Raw genomic sequence first — 23,315 nt, forward strand, 5'->3', positions numbered from 1 at the left:
TGTGCCAGGCAGTATCAAGTGCGGCTCCTGTCAGCGCAGCCGAGTGAGCACTATAATCGCGGCTGCAGTGGCAACATCGCCGTCGCAAGGGTGAGAATTTGCGACCGTAATTTCCAGAATCAAACTCCCACAGGAGAGCTCATTGTCTTTTGATCATTGCCTTATTCGGCCGTTTGCCGGTCTCCGTCCGCGTCGCCAGGATGCCGCGGCAGTTGCCGCGCCGCCTTATGATGTCCTCTCCAGCGATGAGGCTCGCGCGGCGGCGAGCGGCAAGCCCTTGTCTTTCCTGCATGTGTCCAAGGCCGAGATCGACCTGCCGCCGGAGATCGATCACTTCGCGCCCGAGGTCTATGCTCAGTCGGCGGAAAATTTTCAGCGTCTGATCGACGACGGCGTGCTCTGCCGTGACCCGCATGCGTGCTATTACGCCTATCGACTGGTGATGGGCGAACATGTCCAGACAGGACTCGTGGCCGCTGCTTCGATAGCCGCCTACGACAGCAACCGTATCCGCAAGCATGAGTTCACCCGCCCGGACAAGGAAGACGACCGTGTTCGGCAGATTGAAGCACTGAATGCACAAACCGGTCCCGTGCTGCTGGTCAATGGCGACGACGAGACCCTTGAGCGCCTGCTCCGGGAGGCCGCCGAAAGTGTGCCAGTCGCTGATGTGACGGGCGACAACGGCATCCGGCATACCCTGTGGATGATCGACGACGAGGAGAGTGTTGCGCGTATCAGTGCGCTCGTCGAAGCCATGCCTGCGCTGTATATCGCCGACGGTCATCATCGCTCGGCAGCGGCCTCGCGAGTAGCCGCGGCGCGGCGAGGCCAGGCGGGTGCAGCGGCTAGCGCCGAGTTTTTCCTGGCGGTGATCTTCCCCGCTTCACAGATGCGCATCCTCGACTACAACCGTGTCGCTCGCGACCTCAATGGCTTGAGCGAGGAAGCTTTCCTGGCGGCGGTTGGCGAGCGCTATCACGTTCTGCCGTCGACCAGCCCGGTGAAGCCGGAGCGTAGCGGCGTCTGCGGCATGTATCTTGGCGCTCGCTGGTATCGCCTGGAACTGCGGCCTGGTTTGCTTCCGGCGGCCGATCCGGTACGGCGCGTCGACGTTTCCGTGCTCGCCGAGCAGATCCTTGCTCCGGTGCTGGGAATCACCGACCTGCGCCGCGATACGCGCATCGATTTTGTTGGCGGCATGCGCGGCTTGGGCGAACTCGAACGACGGGTGAATAGTGGCGAGATGGCGGTTGCCTTTGCGCTCTATCCGACGCAGATGGCCGACCTGATGGCGGTTGCCGATGCCGGCGAGGTGATGCCGCCCAAGTCGACGTGGTTCGAACCCAAACTCGCCGACGGCCTGGTGTCGCACGTCCTGGATTGAGCTTCGCAACCGGGTGAGCCGACGAAGCAAGCAGGGGGTCGGTAGCTGGCGTCCGTGCGTCGGCTTCAGCCCGTCCCGGTCTCGCTCTTGAGGACGGAAACCTGCGTTTTCCCGGCGCTCAACTCACCGATCACCGTCGCCTGATCGAAGCCTTCCTGCAGGAAAACCGACAGGACTTCGGTGACCACTTCCGGCGCACAGGCGATCAACAAGCCGCCGCTGGTCTGCGGATCGGTCAGCAGGGCCTGTTCAAGCCCAGTCAGGTGCTTCGTCGTCGCTTCGGCCACGTAGTCTCCGTAGCTCGCCCAGTTGCGATCCGAGGCACCGGTAATGCAGCCTTTTTCGGCATAATCGAGGGCGTCGGCCAATAGCGGCAAGGCCGCGTAATCGATGACTGCCGAGACTCGCGATGCCTTGCAGATTTCCACCAGATGACCGAGCAGGCCGAAGCCTGTGACGTCAGTCATCGCATGTACGCCGGCCAGGCAGGCGAGCGCCCGTCCGGGCGTGTTGAGCTGCGTCGTCGAAGCGATCATTGCTGTGTAGTGGCTGGTCGAAAGCAGTCCCTTCTTGAGCGCTGCGCTGTAAAAGCCAACGCCCAATCCCTTGCCGAGAATCAGCTTGTCGCCGGGGCGGGCGCCGGAGTTGCGCTTGAGGTTGTCGGGATGCACCAGACCAATGGCGACGAGACCGTAAATCGGTTCGAGGGAGTCGATGGTGTGGCCACCGGCAATTGGAATACCCGCCTTCGCACAGATCGACTCGCCCCCTTCGAGAATGCGTTTGATCGTCGCGAGCGGCAGTTTGTTGACCGGCATGCCGACGATGGCCAGCGCCAGCAGCGGTACGCCACCCATGGCATAGACGTCGGACAGGGCGTTGGTCGCTGCGATGCAGCCGAAATCGAAGGGGTCATCGACAATTGGCATGAAGAAATCGGTGGTCGCTACCAGCGCCTGATCGGTGTTGAGCTGGTAGACGGCTGCGTCATCACTGGTCTCGATGCCGACCAGCAATTGCTTGGGGACGATGGCGGGAACGGTCTTGGCGAGGATCTGTTCGAGTACATTCGGAGCGATCTTGCATCCGCAGCCGCCGCCGTGTGCAAACTGGGTCAGTTTGAGCGGCTCGCTGTGGACGTTTTCCGGAGTTGCGGGCGCGTTGGTCCGGGATTTTTTTTTGGTCATGATAAGTCCGCTAGGGGGCTGGGGCGTCAAGGTGGTGGTGTGGCCGGGGTCTCTACCGGCGAGGCTTTTCAGCTGCTTTCGAAGCCCGCCTCATCGATCGCCGCCGTGAAGTCGGCGATGCTCGCCAACTTCGGGTCGTAGCTGATTCTGGCCTGGCCGGCGTCCAGCGACACCTCGACCCGGGCAACTCCGGGCAAGCTCTCGAGGAGCATGCTGACGCTTTTTACACAGGACTGGCAGTGCATTCCGACAACGCCAATGGCGATGGTCTCCATTTCGCTTCCCTTTCATGTTGTCGGCGCCCTTGCTCGCCGGCGCGCGCCGCAGTCAGTCCCGTTTCCATTGCCGGCACCGCCGGCCATCAGCTGCGGCCCGCATGCCAGCGCTTGAGGAGCAGCGAGTTGGTGACCACCGAAACCGAGCTCATCGCCATCGCCGCGCCGGCAATGACCGGATTGAGCATGCCGAGTGCGGCCAGCGGTATGCCGAGAACATTGTAGATGAAGGCAGAGAAGAGATTCTGCCTGATTTTCCGTAGCGTCGCACGCGAAAGAAGGATGGCGTCGGCAATTCCATTCAGGTCCCCACGCACCAGCGTCACGTCGGCGGCCTCGATGGCTGCGTCCGATCCGGCGCCGATGGCGAAGCTGACATCAGCCGCCGCCAGCGCCGGGGCGTCGTTGATTCCGTCGCCGACCATGGCGACGACAGTGCCGCCCGACTTCAGCGTATTGACTGCCGCGGCTTTGTCGCCGGGGAGTATGCCGGCCCGGAACTCTTCGATTCCCGCTTCGTTGGCGATCGCTGCTGCTGTCGCAGCGTGGTCGCCGGTCAGCATCACCACCCGGATACCCATGCCTTTGAGCCGGGTCACGGCGGCGCGAGAGGTGCTGCGCAAGGGGTCGGCGATGGCCAGCAGCGCCAGGGCCCGCTCGCTGTCTGCCTGATTGCTTTCGGCGTTACTGCCGCCCGGGCCTCGTTCAGCGAGGATCACCACGGTCTTGCCCGTGCGCTGCAGCTTGGCAATCTGGTCGCGCGGCAAACTCATGGCGACAAACTCGCTGGGGGCAGCGAGGCGCAGCAGACGTTCGCCAACCCGACCCTCCACCCCGCGACCGGGAAGGGCGCGGAACTGGGTCAGCGCCGGTAGCGTCAGCTGGCTGGCTTGCGCATGCTGCAGGATGGCCTTGGCCAGGGGATGTTCGGAACCCTGTTCGAGAGCGGCTGCCAGGGTCAGTGCTTCGTCCGCCGACACAGCGAGCGGCAGCAGATCGGTGAGCACCGGCTCGCCACGGGTCAGTGTGCCGGTCTTGTCGACGGCCAGCACGCTGATTTTCTCGGCACGTTCCAGCGCTTCGGCATTTTTGATCAGGATACCCGCCGTGGCACCCTGTCCGGTGGCGACCATGATCGCCGTCGGCGTTGCCAGCCCGAGGGCGCAAGGACAGGCAATCACCAGCACCGCCACGGCATTGATCAGGGCGACGCTGAAGTCGCCGCCAAACGCCCACCAGCCAAGCAGGGTGCACAGGGCAATGGCACAGACGATGGGTACGAAAATTGCCGAGATGCGGTCGGCGAGGCGCTGCACGGGCGCTTTTGAGCCCTGTGCTTCGGCGACCATGCGGATGATTCCGGCGAGCAGGGTGTGTTCCCCGACGCCGCTGGCTCGACAGCGCAGCATTCCCTCGCCGTTGGCCGTGGCCGCGAAGACGCGTGCTCCCGGCTCCTTGGCCACCGGCATGCTCTCGCCGGTGAGCATCGCTTCATTGACCGTCGACGCACCATCAATGACTTCGCCATCGACCGGCAGGTTTTCGCCCGCGCGGACGACAAAGATATCGCCGGGGATGAGCAGCGCGGCGTCGAGTTCTATCAGCCTGCCGTCACGTTCGACGCGTGCTGTTTTCGGCTGCAGGCGGACGAGTGCTTCGATCGCGTCGGTGGTTCTGGCCTTGGCCCGTGCTTCGAGCAATTTGCCCAACAGGACCAGGGTGATCACGGCCGCCGAGGCTTCGAAATAGACATGCAGATGGGCAGCGCCGGAGACGGTGACGAAGAGGCTGAAGCCATAAGCCATGCTGGTTCCCAGGGCGACCAGCAGGTCCATGTTCGCCCCGCCACCACGCAAGGCCTTCCACGCACCAGCGTAGAAACGCCAGCCGAGCCAGAACTGCACCGGCGTCGCCAGTGCGAGTTGCAGCCAGCGCGGCAGCAGGTCCGGGTGAGCTTGCCCGCCGCCCACATCGAACATGGTCAGCATCTGCGCGGCCAAAGGCAGAGTTAGCGCGGCCGCCATCCAGAAGCGGCGCAGTTCAGCCTGTTCGGCGGCTATTTTTTTGGCCTTCTCCTCGTTGCGGCAGCGATTATCGGCGAGGCGCCCAACAAAGCCGGCACGTTCGACGGTGGCGAGCAGCAGCGCTGGATCGACCATGCCCGGCGTATGGCGGAGCGTCGCCCGCTCGGTCGCCAGGTTGACGACCGCCTCGACCCCTGGTAGCCGGTTGAGGAGCTTTTCAAGGCGCGTCGAGCAGGCGGCGCAAGTCATTCCTTCGATGGCCAGTTCTGTGGTCTGTTGCGGGACGCTGAAACCCGCTTTCGCGATCGCCGCGACGACCTCTTGCGGCGAGCTGGTGCCCGGCGAAAGGGCGACCTGGGCGCGTTCGCTGGCCAGGTTGACGCTAGCCATGACGCCGGGCAAGCGGTTGAGGACTTTCTCGATGCGCGTTGCGCAGGCCGCGCAAGTCATGCCCGCGATCGGCAGGTCGAGGCGTGGCGAGTTTTTTTTCTGTTCGCTCATCGTTTGAGAAGTCGCCTTAATCATGGGGTGTATGCTGACGTCACGATAAGCATGCGCGCCAGCCCGATCATGCCCCAGACGCCAAAGCCGAGAATCAGCAATCCGGATGCCAGGCGTAGCCTTGAATTGCGTGCATAGGCCTGCAAGCGTGACGCAAGCAGGCCGGCGAGCAGCAGATTCGGCAGGGTGCCAGCGCCGAAGGCGAGCATCAGTCCGGCGCCGTGCACGGCGGAACCACTGGTCAATGCTGTGGCGAGCGCACTGTAGACCAGTCCACAGGGCAACCAGCCCCAGAGCAGGCCGAGTGGAAAAGCCTGCGCCATGCTGCGTGCGGGCAGGAAATGCCGGGTCAGTGGTTGCAGATGCCGCCACAGCTTCTGGCCGAAGCGCTCGGTGAACGCCAGCGCCCTGGTCAGGCCCATGAGATACAGGCCGAGGGCGATAAGCATCAGGTTGGCAAGCAGGAAGAGGGCGCTGCGTAGTGGCAACTGCCCGGACAAGGCGAGGCTTGCTTCGCCGAGCGCACCGGCGACGGCGCCGGCTGCCGCGTAGCTGAGGATTCGTCCGGCGTTGTAAGCGAGGAGCAGCGAGGCGCGCGCGGGACCGCCCATCGACAGCGCGCTGACGATTCCGCCGCACATGACGACGCAGTGCGTCCCCCCGAGCAGACCGATCAACAGCAGGGCGAGATAAGACGATTCTGGCATGACCATGAAAGTCGCGTCTGCGCCTGACGAATCTCCCTTCTCCCCTGCGCGGGAGAAGGGTTGGGAAAGAGGGGGGCGGTCATGCTCTTCATGTCGGGGAGAACCTATATGACATGACTCTTGGGGATGAGTGCGAACGCCGAGCTGAATGAGCCGGGATTTTACTCCTTCCTCCTCGGCGCCCGGCTGCGCCTTGGTTTCAGATCACCTTCGAGTAGCGGGTACGCTGTCGGTCGGCGCGCAGGTAGCGGTCGAAAACCATCGAAATTGCGCGTACCAGCATCCGTCCTTTCGGGAGAATGGTGATCCAGCGGTCGTCGATGCGCACCAGTCCGGCATCGACCATCTCGTGCAGATCTTCGAGCTCGGTGGCGAAATGCCTCTTGAAGTCGATCAGGTGAGCAATTTCAATCGACTCGATGGACAACTCGAAGTGACACATCAGTGACTGAATGATCGACCGCCGCAGCAGGTCGTCGGCGTTCAGTTCGATCCCGCGATAGACGGGTAGGGTGCCGCTGTCAAGCAGGTCATAGTACTCGTCGAGGGTCTTCACGTTCTGACTGTAGGTCGGTCCGACCTTGCCGATCGACGAGATGCCGAAGGCCAGCAGGTCACAGTCCGAATGCGTCGAATAGCCCTGGAAGTTGCGATGCAGGCGCCCCTGCCGCTGAGCCGTTGCCAGTTCATCGTCGGGCTTGGCGAAATGGTCCATGCCGATATAGACATAGCCGGCTTCCGTCATCTTGCGGATGGCCAGGGAAAGAATCTGCAGGCGTGCATCGGCGCTCGGCATATCCACGTCGAGGATGCGCCGTTGCGGCTTGAACAGGCTCGGCAAATGCGCGTAGTTGTAGATCGATACGCGGTCCGGGCTGGCGGCAATGACTCGGTCCAGCGTGCGGCTGAAGCCGATCACCGTCTGTTTGGGAAGACCGTAGATCAGGTCGACACTGATCGACTTGAAGCCGCTGGCGCGCGCTGCGTCCATTACCGCCAGCGTTTCTTCCTCGCTCTGAACACGATTTACGGCCTGCTGGACTGCCGGGTCGAAATCCTGGACGCCGACACTCATGCGGTTGAAGCCCAATTCTGCCAGTAGTTCGACGGTTGCGCGATCGACCTTGCGGGGGTCGACTTCGATCGAGTATTCGCCGTCTTCGATCAACTTGAAGTGCTGGCGTGTGGCCGCCATCAGTTGGCGCATTTCATCGTGCGCGAGGAAGGTCGGCGTACCGCCACCCCAGTGCAGTTGCGCCACTTCCTGATCGCCCCCTTCGAGATGGCTGCTCTGCAGCGCTAGTTCGCGGGCCAGATACTTCAGGTACTTGGCTGAACGACCATGGTCTTTGGTAATGATCTTGTTGCAGGCGCAGTAGTAACAGATGGTGTTGCAGAAGGGAATGTGGAAGTACAATGACAACTGCCGGCTGACGGCACCAATGTTGCGCTTGCCGAGCCATAGTTGGTATGCATCCGGGCCAAAGGCCTCAACGAAGCGATCCGCTGTCGGGTAGGACGTGTAGCGGGGGCCGTTGATGTCGAAGCGGCGGATGATCTGCGGATCAAACACGAGGTTTTCAGCGCCAGCGTTCATGTTTCCACTTCATTGTTGGTTGCGTGCATTATCGGATTGCCCTGAAGTAAGCGGGTTGACGTGGATCAAACGCAGAGTTTAGTGAAAAGGATGTCGATGTCGACCAGAGATGCGACCGCGAGACTCGCGTTTGAGGTGGTGAAGACCGCCTGTTCGAACTGTAACCTGCGCGAGCTCTGTCTGCCTATCGGCCTCGAGGCGGACGAACTGAAGAAACTCGACGAGTTGGTTTCGACGCGCAGGCGCCTCAAGCGTGGCGACTACCTGTACCGTGCGGGTCAAGGCTTCGAGTCGATCTACGCGGTGCGCAGCGGTTTCTTCAAGACCGACGTGCTGATCGAGGACGGTCGCGATCAGGTCACCGGCTTCCAGATGACCGGCGAGTTGCTCGGCCTGGACGGGATCAGCAGCGAAATGCATACCTGTAACGCCATCGCTCTCGAAGATAGCGAAGTCTGCGCCATTCCCTTTTCGCATCTCGAAGGTTTGTCGCGGCAAATCCATACCCTGCAGCACCACTTTCACCAGGTGATGAGCCGCGAGATCGTTCGTGATCACGGGGTGATGATGTTGCTCGGCACCATGCGCGCCGAGGAACGCCTGGCGGCCTTCCTGCTCAACCTTTCGCAGCGCTTCAAGGCGCGTGGCTACTCGCCGGCCGAATTCAACCTGCGCATGTCGCGTGACGAAATCGGCAGCTATCTCGGCCTCAAACTGGAAACCGTCAGCCGCGCGTTCTCGCGCTTTCAGGACGAAGGCCTGTTGTCCGTTCACCAGAGAAAGATCCGTATTCTCAACACGTCACGCTTGAAGCAACTGATGTCTCACCAGCGCCTTTGATGCTGCGCAAGAAGACGCTTGTGTTGCTTGCTGTTTCAAGCGATCCACGCCAGCGGGCCGAGCGCGCTGCGGCTGACGGCGACGGTGACGATGTAGGCAAAGGCCAGTAGCGCGGCGACGAAGAAAAACGCCCGCTGCCCTTCGCTGCGCCCGCGCTTCAAGGCCATCGTCCCGCAGCCGATGTAGATCAGCAGGCCGATCAGTTTCGCGGTCAGCCAGCCGACGGCGAAGGGGTATTGAGCGCTGATCACGGCCATGGCCACGGCACTGGCCAGCAGGACGGTATCGACGATGTGGGGCAGGACTCGTGCCAGCGGTTGCTGCAGCCGCGGCGACTTGCCGAGCATCCAGAGTCCACGCACGAAGAAGCCGCTACCGCTCAGCACGACGCAGCCGACATGCAGGTATTTCAGCGTCAGATAGGTCATTACCGGGTCTCCGCAGGCGCAGCCGAAACGAGCGTCAGGGTTTCTTCGATAGTCAGTCGCTGTTGGCGGTAGAAGGCGACGGCGGCCAGCAGGTTGCGCAGCAGCCAGGCATTGGCCACCAACAGCGCCAGTCCCGCCGGATAAGTGAACCACTCAGGCCAGAGCACGGCTGCCAGCAGTAGCGCCAGGGCGACGAAGTGCGCGCGCATCTGCCGGTTGAGCTGTTGCCCGGCGATGACCTTGTTCATGTTCGGAGGAAGCACTCGCCCGCGGCCGAGATTCTGCAAGTGTGACCAGACCAGAAAAGGCACGATCTTGTAGAGCATGCCGATCATTACCGACATGAAGCCGCCGAACAGCGCCAGGATGCCGCACAGCAGGGGCCACTCGCTGCGCTCGCCCAGGGTTGGCCAGCTGCTTGCCGCAAGCCAAAGCGCGCAAGCGGCGAGAGTGCTCAGCATCGCCAGGCGCCAAAAGTGTTGCGTGGCATCGAAACGGGTTCGCTTGCTGCGGCTTTGCAGCTGCAGCGTCAGCGCTGCAAAAGCGGCGACCGCGAGCACCGCCGTTGCCGCGAGCCAGGGCGACAGCCATTGCCAGCCAGCGCTATCGGCGACACTCCACAAGATCAGCAGCGCGAGCAGCGTCCACGAAAAACGGCCTGCGAACCACTCCGGGTAGGCTGGCGTCATCTGGAACATCGGGACGACCACGAAAGCGACGGCAGCCAGCAGGACAACGCTCCAGCCGACGAAGCCCCAACCGAGATGGATCGATGTCAGCTGCAGCAGCGGCAGTGCCAGCGATCCGTCGATGGCCACGGCCAGGAGCACGCCGAGGCAGACCGTCACCGTCAAGCCGAGCAAGGACAGCTTCAGGCCGCGAATGGTCGCGTTCGTCGAAGGCACGCCATACAAGGCGTGCCCAGCGCCAGCAATGAACAGCGCGACACCGCCGCCGATCAATACGGCGGCCAGTTCGAACAGCAGCGGCTGGTAGCTCAGGAAGCCGCTCGCCAAGAGCAGCGCGCCAGTGGCGACTGCCGCGTTAACCAGGGTGGCTAGCAGCTGTGGTCGCGAGATGTTCGCTCCGGCGACCACCGGAAGAATCTGGAGCATCGCCCCGAGCATCACCTGCAGCATGAAGCCAACGGTGATCAGGTGCGTCAGTGCCAGGGCTGCGCCGGTCCAGCGTGAGGCGAACAGATCCGGACCACTCCACAGCAGGAGCAGGGCGGCGAGGATGGCAAACAGCGGTGCAGTCAGAAAAAAACGAAGCGGTGCGGCAAGCGGGGGGGCCTGGTCGAACGACAGCAGCGCCTGCATCAGGGCTCTTGATGTTGGATCAGGACTTCCACCGTGCCGTCGGCTTGGCGCTTGGTCTGCCAGGTGAACCCGTTGAGTTCGAGCGCCCTGTACAGCGGGTAAGGCTCTCGCGGCAGGAGTACCAACAGTTTCTCCGACATCGCGAGCTTGTCGAGCGCTTCCATGGTGCGCACCATCGGTTCCGGTGGCTCCAGGTCGCGGGCATCAAGAACAATAGAGGGTTTCATGGGCGATCGGCTTTATCGGTATCAGGCTGGCGCTTGCACGTCGCCAGCAAGTTGCTGTTGCAGTTCCGGCAGCAGAGCATCGACTTGGTCAGCCAATTGCTGGTCACACATCGGATACAGGATGTTCTCTTCCTTGACATTGTGCTGTTGCATCATGATCAACAGGGTCTCGGCGTTGCCGTTGTAGTCGTCGACATCGCGCTCGGCCAGGGCGGCTTCGGCCGCGGCCAACAGCTGCCGCATCTGCACATGCTCGCCGCGCATGACCTGCGTTGGCCCCTGGTACATGCCGGTGCGCTTTTCAAAGAGCGGAAAGAGAATGCTTTCTTCGGCCTCGAAATGATTCAGTAGAGCGCCTCGCAAGCGCGGAAATGCGGTTTGCGCCAGTTGCCAGTTCTGGTCGGTCACGGCCTTCTCGACGACCGCCAGAAAGTCGTCGCAAGAGCGATGATCTTTGGTCATCAATTCGCTGATCTCGTGCATGAGGCGCCTCGTAGAGTTAAGCTTGCCATTGTCGGCGGCGGCGGCATCGCTAGCGTTGACCGACATCAAACAATAGTTTTGCAATAGTTTTGAACTGGTCGTGCATTGGCACACGAGCTGATTTTCCCGGGGGCCGGCAACGACGGGTGTCGGCTCGCAGCAGCAGATTTCCTGGCCGGCGCTTGGACGGCGATAGGGCGGAAAAGTTCTCGGTTTCCCTTGCTCTTGGCTGACTGTATCGCCGAAAGTCTGTTTCGATGCCAGGATGTTGACCGTGTCCGGGCATCGATCTGGGCGGAAAGCCGGCCCATCGTTTGACTTCCGTCAAAATTGGTGTGACCTTTGTTACCTATAGTCAATTGCCAATTGACGTCACTGTGGAGGAAGCGCCATGTTCAAGCACATCCTTGTTCCTGCGGATGGATCCGATCTTTCAAAGGCAACGGCCCGGCGCGCGGTTTCGTTCGCCAAGGAAGCAGGCGCGCGCATTACGGCATTCTTTGCCAAGCCGGAGTACCCTGTCAGCTACTACGGCGAAGGGGCTCTGATCGATCCGACGACACCAGAGAAATTCGATGAATTTGCCGAGCAGCAAGCACAACAGGTTCTCGACTTCGTCGTTGATTTGGGCAAGGAGGCTGGCGTCCCGGTTGAAAAGTTGTCGCTGACCAGTGACATTCCGTACGAGGCGATCATCGATGCGGCGACGCAAGCAGGCTGCGACCTGATCTTCATGGCGTCGCATGGCCGCCGCGGAATCAGCGCCTTGTTGCTCGGCAGCGAGACGCACAAGGTGCTCACGCACTCGACCATTCCCGTTCTCGTCTATCGCTGATCGCCGGGGGGCTTCCTGGCGTTGGGAGGGAGGCTCGCAGGCACGCCTGGCAGTGCTGCCCTGGTCCACGGCGAGCGCCGCTGGCGAAGTGTGGAAAAATGCCTTGGACGCTTGGGCGTCCGCTGGCTAAATATGGCTGGCGATGGAAAAGGTGTAATGCGCATGCAACGCTTCACGAAAGTTGTTGGCTGGCGTTGCCGGGAGACGCTTCTGGCGTTCGGCCTGGCCGCCAGTTGTACTGCTGTCGAGGCGGTTGATGTCGGCTTGGCCGGCGTATTTCCGGGCAAGGCACTACTGACCATCGGCGGCGGCGCCCCAAGAACGGTGGCTGTCGGCACGGAAACCAGCGAGGGCATTCGGGTACTGGCCGTTGACCGTGAAACGGCAACCATCGAGAGTGACGGAAAGAAGCGTATCCTGCGCGTTGGGCAGAACGTGGTGTCCAGCTCTTCGTCGCAGGGCGGTGACAGGGCGGTATTGACGGCTGACGGCAACGGCCATTTCCTGACCACGGGGAACATCAACGGAACGAGCGTTCGTTTTCTGGTCGATACCGGGGCCACGATGGTCTCGCTCGGTGCCAGTGACGCGCGGCGGATCGGCATTGACGCCAGCAAGGGCCAGTCGGCGATGGTGAGTACGGCCAATGGCGAAGCCCGAGTTTCTCGTGTTCAGCTGGATAGTGTACGTGTTGGCGAGATCGTCCTGCACGGTATCGACGCACTGGTACATCAACAGGACATGCCGTTCGTGTTGCTCGGCATGACTTTCTTGAACCGTATGGAAATGCAGCGTGACGGTCAGACGATGACCCTCAGAAAGCGCTATTAAGAGGAGTCGATGATGGGTCAGCACGAGGACGAAGCAAGCATGTTGAGCGGTGAGCTCGATATTCTGATGGGCGAGCGGCAAACGCTGCTGGAAGTCGTCGGTGCCGCCGCAGCGCTGATCGCTTCGCTCGACAGCCGGGCGCTGCCGCCGACTGCCGTCAAGTCGGCAGATCTGGTGGCAAGGACAATAAACGCTTTGTCGGAAGAGACTTTGCGCGACGCCCTTGCCGCCGTGCGCGCAGAAATCGAGGAAGAGAACGATGCGGGCGGTGCACGAGAAGGCGAGCGTGTCGGCAGCCATTGAGGTCTTGCCGGGTTCTACGACAGAGGCCAACGGCAACGCCGTCGACCTGGATCAATTGCGGCAGGTCTTGTCTGTCGAGCCTGCGAGCTCTCCCTGTGTTCTTGAAGACGGCGTTGGCGACGAAGAACTGCTGCCGGCAGCCGTACTGTTTCCGATTGTTCGACGTAATGGCGAGCCGACGGTTTTGCTGACTCAGCGCACGGCCCATTTGCGCGATCATCCGGGGCAGGTCAGCTTTCCGGGGGGGCGTTGCGAAGCGAGCGATCCATCGCCGGCCGATACCGCGCTGCGCGAGACCAGCGAGGAAATTGGTTTGTCGTCGGCCCATGTCGAAATCATTGGCTATCTACCCGAGTACCGCACTGCGACGGGTTTCCGTGTCACGCCGGTGGTGGCGATGGTGACGCCACCTTTCGATTTGCAGCTCGATGCCTTCGAGGTGGCGGAAGCCTTCGAAGTGCCTTTGTCATTCCTGATGGATCCCGCCAATCACCAGCGGCATTCGCTTCACTACCGGGGCAAGCTGCGCCACTACTACGCGATGCCCTTTGGCGATTACTTCATTTGGGGCGCTACGGCAGGGATCATCATGTCCCTCTACCGGGCCCTTGAGGTCGCTGGACGCTAATCCAGAACCAGGGCGACTTTCTCGAGGAATTGCTCCACCTTCCGCCGGTCAGGGACCATGCCGAGCGCCAGATGGAGTTGACCGAAGTGGCGCCGCAGTTCGTCCAGGGTTTCCGTTTTCTCGATTTCTGCTGCCAGAACGAGCGCATCCTTACCCAGCAATTCGTGCAAGGTGCGAATGACGTAGCTCTTGGCGAGGCTGATGTCCTCGTCGGGCAGTGCCGCCGAAAGGGGGGCGCCGGTGGTCGCTGACAGTTGCTGCACGAAGCCACCGTTCAGCAATTGTGCGAGGTGCCGCTGGCCCTCCGCGGATGAGGTGCACAGGGCCAGCAACTGCTGTCCCGTACGTTGCCCGTCGATCATGATCAGCATTGCTCGTACTCGTGACGGCAAGCGATGAGCGCGGGTGGATATCTCATCCTGGCCCTTCGCTGTCTTGCTGAATACAGACGATAGTTCCATCCTGAAAAGCCTTTTGGAAGCGCTGGAGCGATTTTGCGAGAAGGGCCGCGCTTCTGCAAGCCCTCCCATACCTGTGGTAGTGTCCTCGTTTGACTACTCCGTCGTCGCCAGCTGGCTGGCGTACGTGATGCCGCTCACGCAATCTATCGGCACGAGCCTCCCGGGCTGAGCCTCGTGCGCAATGTGACGATGGGATTTTGGCAGTCCGCGCACTATTATACGGGCATTCGGCAGGCGCTTGGCATGGGTAAGCTGGTGCTGGCGCGCACGCGGCTTGTCGAGTGGCGCGACGCCCAGCGCTCGCTTGTTGGCCATCGAGATCGCCCGGCAGGCCAGCGAAGAGGCAAGAAGATGCGATTTGCGCGCTACAGCGGTCGTTTTTCGCTTGCTTCGTTCTTTCCCGCCGCTCAGCGCTCCCTGGAGGGCGATCCGCGAGCGGGCGAGCGCTTTCTTTTCCGTTGCCGCGGCGAGGAGCCGTGATCGAGAAATCGGCGACTTAGAAAGCTTCGCACGGCGAAGCTTTGCTATTATTGACTGGCTAGGCTTTGCGGGGCACTGCTGTTGCTTTCGCCATTGTCGGCAATTTCGAGCCTGCGTTATCCTGTTGGCGAGCGCAGGCCAAGCAGAAAGCCGATGCTGATTTGGTGGGGTTCCTGATGGCCAGCGCTGCGGGTGTACTCAGGCTGCGTCTTGGCCTGCCGCTCGGCGAATGCGGCGATGCTGCCGGCCAGGCCGACAGCGGCGTCGGTGACGAAGCAGAGGTGGATTTCATGGAGAGTGGCGTCGGTCTGATTTGGCGTGCACTGCCACTGTGGCTGTTGTTGTTTGGGCTTGCCAATCCGGTAGGCGGTTGATCGATTATTTACAGGAGTTTCTTCATGAGCAGAGAAGTCGTTGTACTAAGCGCGGTCCGTTCGGCCATTGGCACTTTCGGCGGTTCCCTGGCCAACATGGAGCCGCATGAGCTGGCTGGCACGGTAATGAAAGAGTCAATCGTCCGTTCGGGTGTTGATCCGCAGCAGATCAACTACGTGGCGGTTGGCAACGTCATTCCGACCGATGCGCGCTTCGCCTATGTTGCTCGGGTGGCGGCGATTCAGGCCGGACTGCCGATGGATTCAGTGGCCATGGCGGTTAACCGTCTGTGCGCATCGGGTCTGCAGGGCATCGTGAGCAGCGCGCAGAACATCTTGCTCGGTGACTCCGATTATGGCGTCGGCGGTGGTGTCGAGGTCATGTCGCGTGGTTCCTATATGCTGCCGGCGATGCGCTCGGGCGCACGCATGGGTGACGTCAAGGCGATCGACATGATGGTGGCAACCCTCAACGATCCCTTCGGTGTCGGTCACATGGGGGTCACTGCCGAGAATCTCGCCAAGAAGTGGGATATCAGCCGTGACGAGCAGGATGCGCTTGCTGTCGAGTCGCATCGCCGCGCCGCGGCGGCCGTCGCCGAGGGGCGTTTCAAGTCTCAGATCGTGCCGATCGTGATGAAGACCCGCAAGGGCGACGTGATTTTCGATACCGACGAGCACATCAAGCCGGCGACCAGCATGGAGTCGCTGGCCAAGATGAAGCCCGCTTTCATCAAGGACGGCACGGTGACTGCCGGCAACGCATCGGGTATCAACGATGGCGCCGCATTCATGGTGCTCGCCGCTGCCGATGTCGCCGCTGCCGCCGGGCAGAAGCCGATTGCACGTCTGGTTGCCTACGCCGTTGCCGGTGTGCCGAACGAGATCATGGGTGAAGGCCCGATCCCGGCGAGCAAGCTGGTCCTCAAGAAGGCGGGCCTGACGCTCGATCAGATGGACGTCGTCGAGTCCAACGAAGCCTTTGCGGCACAGGCCATCGCGGTCAACAAGGGGCTTGGCCTTGACCCGGTCAAGACCAACCCGAATGGCGGCGCCATTGCCCTCGGCCACCCGGTCGGCTGCTCGGGCGCTTTCATCGCCACCAAGGCGATCTACGAGTTGCAGCGCACCGGTGGCAAGTACGCGCTGGTCACCATGTGTATCGGTGGCGGCCAGGGCATCGCGGTTATTTTCGAGCGTGCCTGATGGTTGTGTGATGTAGCGCTTCCGAAAACAGAAAAGCCCGACCGTTTTGCGGTCGGGCTTTTTTTCTTGCATTCGGGGCGATTCTCGCCCCTTACTCCGAGTGACCTGGCAGCCGCAGCCCCAGGGCCGCCTTTTCCGGTGTCGTGCCGTGTTCGACGACGCCGAGCAGGGGCGCTGCGAGTCGCTCTTGCAGGGCCGCCAGATTTTCGCTGAAGCGCGACATGGCCGGGTCGATGCGGTTCGCTACCCAGCCGGCGAGAGTCAGACCACGGGCGGCGATCGCCTGTTGGGTGAGCAGCGCGTGATTGATGCAGCCAAGGCGCATGCCGACGACCAGGATCACAGGTAGCTGCAGTGCGGCCGCCAGATCGGCGGCGTCACATGTGCGCCCCAGCGGAACGCAGAAACCACCTACACCCTCGACCAGCACCGCGTCGGCGAGCGCCTGCAGTTGCGCAAAAGTGGCCATGATGTGCGGCAATTGGATGCGCCGGCCTTCCTCCTCGGCGGCAATGTGCGGTGCGATTGCCGCCTTGAAACCGTAAGGATTGACCAGTTCCAGCGGCGGCTGCAGCGACGATGCAGCGAGCAGGCGGTCGACGTCGTCGTTGCGTCCCTTATCGTCGAAACCGGCAGCAACCGGTTTCATTGCTACCGCGCTCAAGCCGGCACGGCGCAGTGCATGCAACAGGGCGCAGGAGACGAAGGTCTTGCCAATTTCCGTGTCGGTACCGGTGATGAACCAGGCGGGCTTGTGCTGCGTGGAATCAGCTTGCATGTTCTCTCTCACTTCCTGGCGTAGGCAAGAATGACGTCGTAACGCGCCGGCAGGCCGGCGGCTGTGCGGTATTGCTCGTAGGCGGCTTGTACCCTCTGCCAGGCACTACGGCCGAGCAAGCCGCTGCGCGCGCCTTCACCGACCGAGTTGGCACCGATTTCCTTGACCGCGCGCAGCAGGGTTTTCAGATCCGGGTAGTGCATGTTGATTGTCTGGCGTTGCAGTCTGACTTCGGCGAAGCCGGCAAGCGTCAGCGCCGCAGCAATGGCGTCTGGTTCGCTGAAGCTCAGGGTGTGGCGGTGGCGGTCGATGCCGATGAAGGCCGCGCGCAGTTCGGCAAAGGTCTGTGGTCCGAGCGTGCTCAGCGCCAGTTGTCCGCCGGGACGCAGAACGCGCCGCGCTTCAGCAAACACCTTGCCGCTATCGCACCATTGCACGGTCAGGTTGGACCACCAGGTCGAGTAGCGCTCGTCGCTACAGGGCAGCGCTTCGATGTCTGCGGCCAGGCAGTGATCGGCAGCGCTGCGCGCGACGGCGAGCATGCTTGTCGCGAAGTCGACCGCCGTGATGTGCGCGCTCGGCCAGCGTGCGCGTAGCAGGCGGCAACCATGGCCCGTGCCACAGCCGGCATCGATGATCGTGCCTGGTTCTGGAAGCGGTGAAAAATCGGCCAGCAGGCGCTCACCGACCTGGCGCTGCAAGACTGCGGCGTCGTCGTAGGAGGCGGCGGCACGCGCGAAGGATTCACGAACGCGCGGCTTAGCGGGTAGTAACAGGGGCATGACAGAAGTCGTCCAGCAGTCGCGCGAAGCGATCCGGGTTGGCCAGGAAGGGGGCATGCCCGGTATTGTCGAAAATATCCAGTTGCGCGTTCGCCAGTTGTCCCGCCAGGTAGGTTGCCGCCGCGGCCGGGTTGAGCGGGTCCTCGCGGCCATGGATTATCAGGCTGCGCGTGGCAATGCCTGGCAGTGAGGGCCGCAGATCAAGCTCGCGTAGCCACTCCAGGCCACCACGCAGTGTGCTGCTGTCGGGCTGGGGCGCTGCGCGCAGACCGGCGAGGAGCATACGGGTGATTGCTCGCGCCTTGGCGTCGCCCTGGCTGAGGACGGTGACGAAACGCTGCAGGGTCTGCTGTGGCTGCACCTCGACGCCGGCCGAAAAGTGGTCGACCAGTGCCGGCGTTTGTGCTGTCGGCCAGTCGGCGCGCTGCAGGAAACTGGGCGTGCTGCCGACCAGTACCAGCCCGGAGACTCGTTCGGGTGCCAGCAGCGCGGCGCGCATGGCGAGCAGGCCGCCGAGTGACCAGCCACACAGGGTGACCCGCTCCGGCAGCGCGTCGAGCAGCGCCTGCGCCGTCGCCGAAAAATCAGGGAAATTGGTGTGCGCATCGCCGTCAGCGGCGCTTTGGCCGTAGCCGGGCAAGTCGATCAGGTGTATGCGGCAGTTGCGCGACAAGCGATCGAGCACTGGCTGCCAGACCCAGCTGCCCAGCCCCCAGCCGTGGATCAGGGCCAGATCCGGGCCGCTGCCGCTGGCAGTGTTCATGCCAGCTCACGCAGCGCGTCGACCAGTTGCGCGAGCTGTTCCTCAGTGTGGCTTGCGGTCAGTGATACGCGCAGGCGTGCCGTTCCCTTGGCCACCGTCGGCGGCCGGATCGCCGGCACCCACAGGCCGCGGTCGTAGAGCGCGCTGGCGATGCGCAGGGTCTCGTGGTTGTCGCCGATGATCACCGGCTGGATGGCTGTCGGCGAGGGCAACAGGTGCCAGCGCGTGCCGGCCAGCCCGTCGCGCAACTGCGCAATGAGCTGCCATAGCCGGCTGCGCCGGGCGTCACCGTCGGCGATCAAATCCAGACTGGCGATTAGCGCACAGGCGGTGGCCGGGCTGCCGGCCGTGGTGAAGAGGTAGGTGCGCGCGCGCTGCTCCAGCCAGTCGATGACCGTCCTGTCGCCAGCCACGAAAGCGCCGGCCGCCCCCGCTGCCTTGCCGAGGGTACCCATGTACAGCAGGCGTTTGGCGGCGGGTAGCTGGAAATGCGCGAGACTGCCGCGGCCTTGCGCGCCGAGGACGCCGAAACCATGCGCGTCGTCGATCACCAGCCAGGCGTCGAAGCGTTCGGCGAGTTCCAGCAGCCCCGGCAAGGGTGCCAGATCACCGTCCATGCTGAATACCGCATCGCTGAGGATCAGCTTGCGGGGTGCCGGGCTGGCGGCGAGCAGGCGCTCGAGTGCCGCCAGATCAGCGTGCGGGTAGCGCTGGCTGTCGGCACGTGAGAGCTGCACAGCGTCGATCAGCGAAGCGTGGTTGAGGCGGTCGGCGAAGACCGCGTCCTTGCGCCCGACCAGCGCCGGAATGATTCCCAGATTGGCCATGTAGCCGGTGGAGAAGAGCAGGGCGCGGGCAAAGCCCGTGAAATCGGCCAACTTCTGTTCGAGGGTGGCGTGCGGCGTCAGGTGGCCGCTGACCAGGTGCGAGGCGCCGCTGCCGACGCCCCAGCTCCTGGCACCGAGGCAGGCCGCCTCGATCAGCACCGGGTCCTTGGCCAGGCCCAGGTAATCGTTGCTGCAGAAGCTGATCAGCGAGCGCCCATCGACGCGCGCCTGCGGACCGCAGGGAAGGTCCAGGGTGCGACGCGTGCGTCTGAGCCCGGCTGCCTGCAGGGCGTCGAGTTCGCTGTGCAGTTCTTCCCAGATCATGAGTGCAGCGCGGCGTCCAGTGCGGCGATGGCGCGCGCGACGAGAAAGTCGCACTCCTCCTGGCTGATCACATACGGCGGCATGAAATAAATCGTGTTGCCGATCGGTCGCAGCAGGATTTCCCTGGCCAGCGCCTGGCGGTAGAAGCGCTCGGAGAACTGCGTGTCGTCGCTGCGCACGTCGAACGCAGCGATCATGCCGCACTGGCGGAGATGACGCACGTGCGGGTGATCGGCTAGCGGCTTCAGGCAGTTGCCGAGATGCGCGCTGAGTGCTCGATTGGTGTCGATGACCCGGTCTTCGGCAAAGATGTCGAGCGTCGCCAGAGCGGCTCGGCAGGCCAGAGCGTTGCCGGTGTAGGAGTGCGAATGCAGAAAGCCACGGCTGACGCGGTCGTCGTAGAAGGCGGCATAGACGGTGTCAGTGGTGAGCACCATCGACAGCGGCAGGTAGCCGCCGGAAATGCCTTTCGACAAACACAGGAAGTCCGGCCGGATGCCGGCCTGCTCGTGGGCGAAGAAAGTGCCGCTGCGGCCACAGCCGACGGCAATCTCGTCACAGATCAGGTGCACCTGATAGCGGTCACAGAGGGCGCGGGCCAGGCGTAGGTATTCGGGGTCGTACATGGCCATGCCGCTGGCGCACTGGATGAGCGGCTCGACGATCAGGGCTGCGATGCGCGAGTGATGCTCGTCAAGATGGCGCTCGAGCGCCGCGGCGGCACGGCGGGCGACATCAAGCGCCGACTCTCCCTCTTGCGCCAGGCGTGCGTCAGGTGTCGGCACGGTGCTCGCCGGACGAATCAGCGGTGCGTAGGCGTCTTTGAACAAGGCGACGTCGGTCACCGCCAGCGCGCCGACGGTTTCACCGTGGTAACTGCCGCGCAGGCAAAGGAATTCCTGTTTGTCGCCCTGGCCGCGGTTACGCCACGAATGAAATGACATCTTGAGCGCGATTTCAGTCGCCGAAGCGCCGTCGGAAGCGTAGAAGCAATGGCCGAGCGCGCCGCCGGTAAGTGCTGACAGGCGCTCGGAAAGCTCGACCACCGGCTGGTGCGTGCAGCCGGCCAGAAGCACGTGTTCGAGTTGCTCGAGCTGCGCGTGCAGCGCGGCGTTGATGCGCGGATTACAGTGGCCGAAGAGATTGACCCACCACGAGCTGATCCCGTCCAGGTAGCGTCGGCCATCGAAATCGTGCAGCCAGACGCCCTTGCCGCTGGCGATGGGAATCATCGGCAGGGCGCTATCGCCTTCCGCATGCTGTTTCATCTGGGTGCACGGGTGCCAGACGGCCGCCAGGCTGCGCTGCAGCAGATCGCTATTGGTCATCAGAGTTTGCCCGCCGCCGCTCAGTGCAGCGTCTGCGAGGGCGAGTCGTCCTGCTCGGGCATTTCGGCATGGACCGTCTCACCCTCGATATTGGGATACAGCGGTGCGCCGCAGTCGTCGCAGAACTCATAGGGGAACTGCTGGTCAAGGACGGTGACTTCCTTGAGACCGGTCTTGCGCAGCACGCCCTCGATTTCTCCAGCCACGTCGGTCGTTTCGTCTTCAATGCCCAGCAAAGGCCAGACCACGCCGTGGTAAATGACATCGTCGTCGCATGGGCCAAAGCCGATGCGGTATTCTTCCAGCCGCTTGTCGTGAAAGCCGCCGACGATGGCGCGCAGATTGTCGGCTGACTCACCAAGTGTCGCCTGCAGGAAGGCCACCGAGGCGTTCAGCGAGTAGGGGCGCGAGGCGCTGTCGGCGGCGCGACAGGCGGCATGGTAGGCGTCGGCGAGCAGCGGTTGATAGGCACAGCCGGTCAGCAGCGGTTCGAAGCAGGGGGCGCCCTGGCGCAGCCACTCCTTGAGCGCCGTCTCACGGGTGCTCTTGTCTTCCTCGTTCCAGCGGAAAAGGGGCAGGCCACGCGGCACCGCCAGCGCCCCGATCACGTAGCGGGTGTCGGAGAGGAAGCGGTTTGTTTCCGGCATGCTGGCGGCGTCTACGCTGAGATCACAGCCGGCGAGCGCCGCTGCACCGAGTTTCTGCAGCAGTTGCCAGGTGTCGACAAAACTGTGCGGGAGCTGGTCCGGGCTATAGAGGTAATCGGCCAGCGCGACGCGGGCACCGGCGGCAAACACGTGCGCCCCAAGCTGGACCTTCAAGGTCTGCAGGAGGCCCTGCGGAATCGCCGTCGCGGGAATCGAGAAGCGCGACCAGCCGAGTACCGGAACCGCAATCAGCAGGACGTCGAAATCCTGGCCGCGATCGAGCATGATGCACGATTCGGCCTGTGACTCGACGATGTCGGCGAGATCGTCATGGGCCATCGCGTGCGTGTCGAAGAGGCGGTCCAGCGAGGCGTTCAAGTCCTCCTCGGCGCCATCGTGCAGCAGTTGGTCGACGAGTTCGGCCAGACGTTTCTGCCAGAACAAATCCTCGAGCTTGCTGCCCGACTCGGCCAAGCCGATGGCCAGACGGCCGAGTTCGGTGGCGTCAGCAGAAATACGCTTGCGGGAGGAGAAGCGGTTGCGTTTCATCGTCGGGAGCCTGCAGCAGAGTCAATCCGCCATTGTAGCAAGCTGGCGCGCCCGGCGTCCGCGCGCGTGCATCTTCGTGTGTTTTCGTGCCTGTTCGTACATCTGCCTGGCGGGCATGGCGACGGTCGCCAGCCGGCGCGCGAGAACGCGGCCCCTCAGGCGATGCGCAGCTGTGCCAGCGATGCGAACGCCGCCTGCTCGCCGATGTCGGGGGTAATGATCAGTTCGAGGATGTTGACCGCAGCCAGCTCGACGCGATGGTCTTCGCTCTGGCTGGTGGCCCCGTCCGGGCTGAAGTTCCATTGCTGCCTGACGATGTCCCGGAACGATTGTCCGCCATCGGCAGAGCAGCGCAGAACGTACTCCTGGGTACGCTGCACCGAGGTTTCGACGAAGGACAGCCAGATCCTGCGCAACGTCTGCGGCTGTGCAAAGAGCAGGCGGATGGTCTGCTTGCCCGAAACTGCGGCACGCCAGCCGCTGCCGCCGTCTGGCACCAGGGCAGACTCGATGGGGTGAGCCGCGTCTTCCGAACTGATTTCTACCTCAGCCAGGTCTTCGAGATTGAGCCAGTCCCCGTGCGGCGAAACGCCGGCCTGCTGGACATCGGAGATTACTCGCTTGCGCATGGCTACAAACCCCTCATCAGTAAGCGGCGCTCCGCGACGCGGAGGCCGTAAAGCGAGATCTTTGCCGCTACGCGGGTCTTACATTTCCCCGAGTCGTGCGGCCACATCACGTTCGGCCTCAATCCAGTATTGCGTCGAAGAGCCTTGAAAACCGTCATTTTCAGCAATGAAGTAGGCCGCCGACTGGACCATGGAATAGCGTTCTTCAGCGCTCGGCTTTTCTGCGCCTGGCGTGGCAGCGGGGGTCGGCGCAGCGGCCACGGGCTGTGGGCTGCTCGCTGCAGGGATGGTGGTGGCCGCAGGCGCTGCGGGCTTCTTCACCGCCGGCTTCTTCACCGCAGCGGGAGCGGCTTTCGTCGCCACCGGTGGCTTGGCTGCGGACGGCTTGGTGGCTGCCGCAGCGGCTAATGTCGTTGGTTTGGTCGCCGACTTGCTGGCGGCTGGTTTCTTCTTGGTCGTGCTGGTCGTGGTTTCTTCAGCCATGATCTATCCCTTTTTTCTTTCGATGTCAGTATGGTTGGTGCACAGAGCGGGCACGTGGGCGGCTGCGCCGCCCCGCGCGTACCTCGGCAGGATAGAAAAATCGGCGCTT

General features: G+C 62.9%; 27 protein-coding genes. 9 read left to right on the forward strand and 18 right to left on the reverse strand.

Annotated elements, in window-relative coordinates; genetic code table 11:
- Window positions 1-142 precede the first annotated feature (142 nt).
- Window positions 143-1,387, forward strand: coding sequence for a DUF1015 family protein (locus tag QZ648_RS06180; protein WP_291996431.1), 1,245 nt, complete (start codon window positions 143-145; stop codon window positions 1,385-1,387).
- Window positions 1,388-1,452: 65 nt separating this feature from the next.
- Here the strand turns inward: QZ648_RS06180 and selD are convergent, their stop codons facing one another.
- The 5 genes from selD to hemN form a co-directional block, all read right to left on the reverse strand.
- Complete coding sequence (selD, locus tag QZ648_RS06185) at window positions 1,453-2,574, reverse strand: selenide, water dikinase SelD (RefSeq protein WP_291996432.1); 1,122 nt, start codon at window positions 2,572-2,574, stop codon at window positions 1,453-1,455.
- A gap of 68 nt (window positions 2,575-2,642) precedes the next feature.
- Window positions 2,643-2,849: a heavy-metal-associated domain-containing protein gene (locus QZ648_RS06190; protein WP_169067220.1), complete on the reverse strand. Its 207-nt coding sequence runs from the start codon at window positions 2,847-2,849 to the stop codon at window positions 2,643-2,645.
- Window positions 2,850-2,935: 86 nt separating this feature from the next.
- Entirely contained in the window at window positions 2,936-5,374 is a 2,439-nt protein-coding gene (locus QZ648_RS06195) for a heavy metal translocating P-type ATPase (protein ID WP_291996433.1), read from the reverse strand.
- Between the two features lie 20 nt (window positions 5,375-5,394).
- Window positions 5,395-6,081, reverse strand: a complete 687-nt coding sequence (locus tag QZ648_RS06200) for a sulfite exporter TauE/SafE family protein (RefSeq protein ID WP_169067274.1) — start codon at window positions 6,079-6,081, stop codon at window positions 5,395-5,397.
- Window positions 6,082-6,280: 199 nt separating this feature from the next.
- Window positions 6,281-7,678 carry an oxygen-independent coproporphyrinogen III oxidase gene (hemN, locus tag QZ648_RS06205; protein ID WP_291996434.1) on the reverse strand — a complete coding sequence of 466 codons (1,398 nt, stop codon included), beginning with the start codon at window positions 7,676-7,678 and terminating at the stop codon, window positions 6,281-6,283.
- A gap of 96 nt (window positions 7,679-7,774) precedes the next feature.
- Between hemN and fnr the strand changes: the two genes are divergently transcribed.
- Window positions 7,775-8,518, forward strand: a complete 744-nt coding sequence (fnr, locus tag QZ648_RS06210) for a fumarate/nitrate reduction transcriptional regulator Fnr (protein ID WP_169067223.1) — start codon at window positions 7,775-7,777, stop codon at window positions 8,516-8,518.
- Between the two features lie 35 nt (window positions 8,519-8,553).
- Here fnr and QZ648_RS06215 read toward each other — a convergent pair whose 3' ends face one another.
- From QZ648_RS06215 to QZ648_RS06230, 4 genes are read right to left on the reverse strand one after another with little or no spacing between them, the layout of a single operon-like run.
- Window positions 8,554-8,946: a SirB2 family protein gene (locus QZ648_RS06215; protein WP_291996435.1), complete on the reverse strand. Its 393-nt coding sequence runs from the start codon at window positions 8,944-8,946 to the stop codon at window positions 8,554-8,556.
- A complete protein-coding gene (locus tag QZ648_RS06220; protein WP_291996436.1) occupies window positions 8,946-10,268 on the reverse strand; it encodes a hypothetical protein in 1,323 nt (440 codons plus the stop codon). The genes QZ648_RS06215 and QZ648_RS06220 overlap by 1 nt, the downstream gene beginning before the upstream one ends.
- Window positions 10,268-10,495, reverse strand: a complete 228-nt coding sequence (locus QZ648_RS06225; RefSeq protein ID WP_169067225.1) for a DUF2249 domain-containing protein — start codon at window positions 10,493-10,495, stop codon at window positions 10,268-10,270. The genes QZ648_RS06220 and QZ648_RS06225 overlap by 1 nt, the downstream gene beginning before the upstream one ends.
- 21 nt (window positions 10,496-10,516) lie before the next feature.
- Entirely contained in the window at window positions 10,517-10,978 is a 462-nt protein-coding gene (locus tag QZ648_RS06230; RefSeq protein WP_291996437.1) for a hemerythrin domain-containing protein, read from the reverse strand.
- A 391-nt stretch (window positions 10,979-11,369) separates the two neighbouring features.
- Here QZ648_RS06230 and QZ648_RS06235 point away from each other — a divergent pair, with 391 nt between their 5' ends.
- The 4 genes from QZ648_RS06235 to QZ648_RS06250 all read left to right on the forward strand — a co-directional run bounded on the left by QZ648_RS06235 (window position 11,370) and on the right by QZ648_RS06250 (window position 13,575).
- Window positions 11,370-11,813 carry a universal stress protein gene (locus QZ648_RS06235; RefSeq protein WP_169067227.1) on the forward strand — a complete coding sequence of 148 codons (444 nt, stop codon included), beginning with the start codon at window positions 11,370-11,372 and terminating at the stop codon, window positions 11,811-11,813.
- Window positions 11,814-11,969: 156 nt separating this feature from the next.
- On the forward strand, window positions 11,970-12,644 hold the full coding sequence (locus tag QZ648_RS06240; protein ID WP_291996438.1) for a TIGR02281 family clan AA aspartic protease: 675 nt from the start codon (window positions 11,970-11,972) through the stop codon (window positions 12,642-12,644).
- Between the two features lie 12 nt (window positions 12,645-12,656).
- On the forward strand, window positions 12,657-12,947 hold the full coding sequence (locus QZ648_RS06245; protein WP_169067229.1) for a hypothetical protein: 291 nt from the start codon (window positions 12,657-12,659) through the stop codon (window positions 12,945-12,947).
- Entirely contained in the window at window positions 12,931-13,575 is a 645-nt protein-coding gene (locus tag QZ648_RS06250; RefSeq protein ID WP_291996439.1) for a CoA pyrophosphatase, read from the forward strand. The genes QZ648_RS06245 and QZ648_RS06250 overlap by 17 nt, the downstream gene beginning before the upstream one ends.
- Here the strand turns inward: QZ648_RS06250 and QZ648_RS06255 are convergent.
- Window positions 13,572-13,946, reverse strand: coding sequence for a hypothetical protein (locus QZ648_RS06255; protein WP_169067230.1), 375 nt, complete (start codon window positions 13,944-13,946; stop codon window positions 13,572-13,574). The genes QZ648_RS06250 and QZ648_RS06255 overlap by 4 nt on opposite strands.
- 333 nt (window positions 13,947-14,279) lie before the next feature.
- Between QZ648_RS06255 and QZ648_RS06260 the strand changes: the two genes are divergently transcribed.
- The 3 genes from QZ648_RS06260 to QZ648_RS06270 all read left to right on the forward strand — a co-directional run bounded on the left by QZ648_RS06260 (window position 14,280) and on the right by QZ648_RS06270 (window position 16,096).
- The gene (locus QZ648_RS06260) at window positions 14,280-14,516 is read left to right on the forward strand and encodes a hypothetical protein (RefSeq protein ID WP_291996440.1); all 237 of its coding nucleotides are present in this window, start codon (window positions 14,280-14,282) and stop codon (window positions 14,514-14,516) included.
- A 176-nt stretch (window positions 14,517-14,692) separates the two neighbouring features.
- Complete coding sequence (locus tag QZ648_RS06265) at window positions 14,693-14,890, forward strand: hypothetical protein (protein ID WP_169067231.1); 198 nt, start codon at window positions 14,693-14,695, stop codon at window positions 14,888-14,890.
- 24 nt (window positions 14,891-14,914) lie between these two features.
- Entirely contained in the window at window positions 14,915-16,096 is a 1,182-nt protein-coding gene (locus tag QZ648_RS06270) for an acetyl-CoA C-acyltransferase family protein (RefSeq protein ID WP_169067232.1), read from the forward strand.
- A 91-nt stretch (window positions 16,097-16,187) separates the two neighbouring features.
- Here QZ648_RS06270 and bioD read toward each other — a convergent pair whose 3' ends face one another.
- The 8 genes from bioD to QZ648_RS06310 form a co-directional block, all read right to left on the reverse strand.
- A complete protein-coding gene (gene bioD, locus QZ648_RS06275) occupies window positions 16,188-16,874 on the reverse strand; it encodes a dethiobiotin synthase (RefSeq protein WP_291996441.1) in 687 nt (228 codons plus the stop codon).
- A gap of 8 nt (window positions 16,875-16,882) precedes the next feature.
- Window positions 16,883-17,656 carry a malonyl-ACP O-methyltransferase BioC gene (gene bioC, locus QZ648_RS06280; protein WP_169067234.1) on the reverse strand — a complete coding sequence of 258 codons (774 nt, stop codon included), beginning with the start codon at window positions 17,654-17,656 and terminating at the stop codon, window positions 16,883-16,885.
- Window positions 17,634-18,419 carry an alpha/beta fold hydrolase gene (locus QZ648_RS06285; RefSeq protein ID WP_291996442.1) on the reverse strand — a complete coding sequence of 262 codons (786 nt, stop codon included), beginning with the start codon at window positions 18,417-18,419 and terminating at the stop codon, window positions 17,634-17,636. Before QZ648_RS06285 ends, bioC begins: the two co-directional genes overlap by 23 nt.
- Window positions 18,416-19,570, reverse strand: coding sequence for an 8-amino-7-oxononanoate synthase (bioF, locus tag QZ648_RS06290; protein WP_291996443.1), 1,155 nt, complete (start codon window positions 19,568-19,570; stop codon window positions 18,416-18,418). The genes QZ648_RS06285 and bioF overlap by 4 nt, the downstream gene beginning before the upstream one ends.
- Entirely contained in the window at window positions 19,567-20,898 is a 1,332-nt protein-coding gene (locus tag QZ648_RS06295; protein WP_291996444.1) for an adenosylmethionine--8-amino-7-oxononanoate transaminase, read from the reverse strand. The genes bioF and QZ648_RS06295 overlap by 4 nt, the downstream gene beginning before the upstream one ends.
- A gap of 20 nt (window positions 20,899-20,918) precedes the next feature.
- Window positions 20,919-22,094, reverse strand: coding sequence for a DUF2863 family protein (locus tag QZ648_RS06300; RefSeq protein ID WP_169067238.1), 1,176 nt, complete (start codon window positions 22,092-22,094; stop codon window positions 20,919-20,921).
- A gap of 155 nt (window positions 22,095-22,249) precedes the next feature.
- Window positions 22,250-22,723: a carbohydrate-binding protein gene (locus QZ648_RS06305; RefSeq protein WP_291996445.1), complete on the reverse strand. Its 474-nt coding sequence runs from the start codon at window positions 22,721-22,723 to the stop codon at window positions 22,250-22,252.
- A gap of 78 nt (window positions 22,724-22,801) precedes the next feature.
- Window positions 22,802-23,206 (reverse strand): DUF2934 domain-containing protein, encoded by a 405-nt coding sequence (locus tag QZ648_RS06310; protein ID WP_169067240.1) that lies wholly within the window; start codon window positions 23,204-23,206, stop codon window positions 22,802-22,804.
- Window positions 23,207-23,315: the final 109 nt, after the last annotated feature.

The organism is Candidatus Accumulibacter sp. ACC012 (genome assembly GCF_907163155.1).
Lineage (GTDB): Bacteria > Pseudomonadota > Gammaproteobacteria > Burkholderiales > Rhodocyclaceae > Accumulibacter > Accumulibacter delftensis.

Excerpts from the sequence above, each read along its gene's own strand:
- selD (WP_291996432.1), bottom strand. The coding sequence starts at position 2,574 with ATGACCAAAAAAAAATCCCGGACCAACGCGCCCGCAACTCCGGAAAAC.
- QZ648_RS06190 (WP_169067220.1), bottom strand. The coding sequence starts at position 2,849 with ATGGAGACCATCGCCATTGGCGTTGTCGGAATGCACTGCCAGTCCTGT.
- QZ648_RS06195 (WP_291996433.1), bottom strand. The coding sequence starts at position 5,374 with ATGAGCGAACAGAAAAAAAACTCGCCACGCCTCGACCTGCCGATCGCG.
- QZ648_RS06200 (WP_169067274.1), bottom strand. The coding sequence starts at position 6,081 with ATGCCAGAATCGTCTTATCTCGCCCTGCTGTTGATCGGTCTGCTCGGG.
- hemN (WP_291996434.1), bottom strand. The coding sequence starts at position 7,678 with ATGAACGCTGGCGCTGAAAACCTCGTGTTTGATCCGCAGATCATCCGC.
- fnr (WP_169067223.1), top strand. The coding sequence starts at position 7,775 with ATGTCGACCAGAGATGCGACCGCGAGACTCGCGTTTGAGGTGGTGAAG.
- QZ648_RS06215 (WP_291996435.1), bottom strand. The coding sequence starts at position 8,946 with ATGACCTATCTGACGCTGAAATACCTGCATGTCGGCTGCGTCGTGCTG.
- QZ648_RS06220 (WP_291996436.1), bottom strand. The coding sequence starts at position 10,268 with ATGCAGGCGCTGCTGTCGTTCGACCAGGCCCCCCCGCTTGCCGCACCG.
- QZ648_RS06225 (WP_169067225.1), bottom strand. The coding sequence starts at position 10,495 with ATGAAACCCTCTATTGTTCTTGATGCCCGCGACCTGGAGCCACCGGAA.
- QZ648_RS06230 (WP_291996437.1), bottom strand. The coding sequence starts at position 10,978 with ATGCACGAGATCAGCGAATTGATGACCAAAGATCATCGCTCTTGCGAC.
- QZ648_RS06235 (WP_169067227.1), top strand. The coding sequence starts at position 11,370 with ATGTTCAAGCACATCCTTGTTCCTGCGGATGGATCCGATCTTTCAAAG.
- QZ648_RS06240 (WP_291996438.1), top strand. The coding sequence starts at position 11,970 with ATGCGCATGCAACGCTTCACGAAAGTTGTTGGCTGGCGTTGCCGGGAG.
- QZ648_RS06245 (WP_169067229.1), top strand. The coding sequence starts at position 12,657 with ATGGGTCAGCACGAGGACGAAGCAAGCATGTTGAGCGGTGAGCTCGAT.
- QZ648_RS06255 (WP_169067230.1), bottom strand. The coding sequence starts at position 13,946 with ATGCTGATCATGATCGACGGGCAACGTACGGGACAGCAGTTGCTGGCC.
- QZ648_RS06260 (WP_291996440.1), top strand. The coding sequence starts at position 14,280 with ATGGGTAAGCTGGTGCTGGCGCGCACGCGGCTTGTCGAGTGGCGCGAC.
- QZ648_RS06265 (WP_169067231.1), top strand. The coding sequence starts at position 14,693 with ATGGCCAGCGCTGCGGGTGTACTCAGGCTGCGTCTTGGCCTGCCGCTC.
- QZ648_RS06270 (WP_169067232.1), top strand. The coding sequence starts at position 14,915 with ATGAGCAGAGAAGTCGTTGTACTAAGCGCGGTCCGTTCGGCCATTGGC.
- bioD (WP_291996441.1), bottom strand. The coding sequence starts at position 16,874 with ATGCAAGCTGATTCCACGCAGCACAAGCCCGCCTGGTTCATCACCGGT.
- bioC (WP_169067234.1), bottom strand. The coding sequence starts at position 17,656 with ATGCCCCTGTTACTACCCGCTAAGCCGCGCGTTCGTGAATCCTTCGCG.
- QZ648_RS06285 (WP_291996442.1), bottom strand. The coding sequence starts at position 18,419 with ATGAACACTGCCAGCGGCAGCGGCCCGGATCTGGCCCTGATCCACGGC.
- bioF (WP_291996443.1), bottom strand. The coding sequence starts at position 19,570 with ATGATCTGGGAAGAACTGCACAGCGAACTCGACGCCCTGCAGGCAGCC.
- QZ648_RS06295 (WP_291996444.1), bottom strand. The coding sequence starts at position 20,898 with ATGACCAATAGCGATCTGCTGCAGCGCAGCCTGGCGGCCGTCTGGCAC.
- QZ648_RS06300 (WP_169067238.1), bottom strand. The coding sequence starts at position 22,094 with ATGAAACGCAACCGCTTCTCCTCCCGCAAGCGTATTTCTGCTGACGCC.
- QZ648_RS06305 (WP_291996445.1), bottom strand. The coding sequence starts at position 22,723 with ATGCGCAAGCGAGTAATCTCCGATGTCCAGCAGGCCGGCGTTTCGCCG.
- QZ648_RS06310 (WP_169067240.1), bottom strand. The coding sequence starts at position 23,206 with ATGGCTGAAGAAACCACGACCAGCACGACCAAGAAGAAACCAGCCGCC.